The 1305-nt window shown below is 40.8% G+C and carries 1 protein-coding gene and 1 pseudogene; both read right to left on the bottom strand.

Annotation, left to right across the window (positions count from 1 at the left end):
* Positions 1 to 221 precede the first annotated feature (221 nt).
* The gene (locus GQS54_RS21885) at positions 222 to 485 is read right to left on the bottom strand and encodes a hypothetical protein (RefSeq protein WP_166426045.1); all 264 of its coding nucleotides are present in this window, start codon (positions 483 to 485) and stop codon (positions 222 to 224) included.
* Between the two features lie 495 nt (positions 486 to 980).
* Positions 981 to 1305, bottom strand: a pseudogene (locus tag GQS54_RS21880) (transposase); the annotation flags it as partial.

Raw genomic sequence — 1305 nt, 5'->3', positions numbered from 1 at the left:
GCCTCAAATTACGTTGCTGCGTGAAATCTGAGACAATATTCCACTAGAAAATGATTTTTACAGGCTGTATGAACATAAAAATCATCCGTCATTTACCACTTTGGAGTAATTCTACAGCCTCAACGCCACGTTAAGCGGCAAAAAATTGTTGGCTAAAATGTTGAACGGAGTGAAAACAGCCAACTGTTTTTTGTCCGTTTGAACGCCTTGTTAGCATGAAGTCACTGTAATTTCAGAGGCTTATCAACCGCAACTATAGCTGCCACAATAAATGCGGGTATAAATTGAAACAGCCAGTCAGCGAAATGTTGTGCAAATAAGAAAGAAATAGAAGCACTAGCCAAAGCTGTTATTAGGACAACTGACACCGCTTGGAATTTATAAATTTTTCCTACACATTGTGCACGTATTTCATGCCTTGAAGCAAAACGAATTAACAGCGCATAAATGATTAAAATAATATAAAGGAAAAAGAATGCTCCCAATTGCCGTCTCCTTTCATGCTAACTACTTAGTGATTATACGGCACGTAGTGTGTGACGAATAATCACCTTGTTGGACAAAGCCGAGACTCCGCCCTTAAATTTATTGGTACTTTTTATGCTAATGGAATTAGTATTTGAAAGGAATAGCTGATGTCGTATGAAGGGCAAGTTTATTCGCGTACATATCTGCCATCGTGGGCGATATAGTTATGTTAAACACGTTACTGAACAACGTATTCCCACCTGTTTATTTTGTTTCACATGCAATAGGCCAGCCTGCCCCGTGACAGTGATTTACCTGCCATGTTACTGCGTGTTTGTCGGTCTGTATTAGTCCGTCATACAATAATCTTAACCACTTGATATCCTCTGGACGTTAATAGAAGGCAAGGCGATTGACATCAACATCAGCACTCCTGCTTTACAAGCCGGACAGGGCCAACATTTAGCTGGTTGCTTTGTTTCATCATCGGCCTTTTGCTCTGCTAAGTCCGGCAATTGTCGTCGAATGACATCTAATCTTTTACGCCTACAACAATTGGCTAAAAAACCAAAGTGTCTTATTCGCATCAAACCTTTGGGCAGAATATGACAGAGGTAGCGCCGAATGAATTCCTCTCCTGTCAGTACCATTTGTTTATGTCGATTATCATCAGCATAATCTTTATAGCTGAAGGTGACCCTATCCTCGTCTATACGCTGCAATCGCGACTCATTAAGCATGCCTTTTTTCGTATAACGCTCCAGATAACGAATGACCGTTTTGGGCTGACATAAACAGGGTTTGCTACACACAGACCACGGTTTACTCATCAGCAAC

The organism is Paraglaciecola sp. 20A4 (assembly GCF_011378905.1).
Classification (GTDB): Bacteria; Pseudomonadota; Gammaproteobacteria; order Enterobacterales; family Alteromonadaceae; genus Paraglaciecola.
Note: the sequence above shows the minus strand (reverse complement) of the source record. Positions and strands in the feature narration are given on the sequence as shown.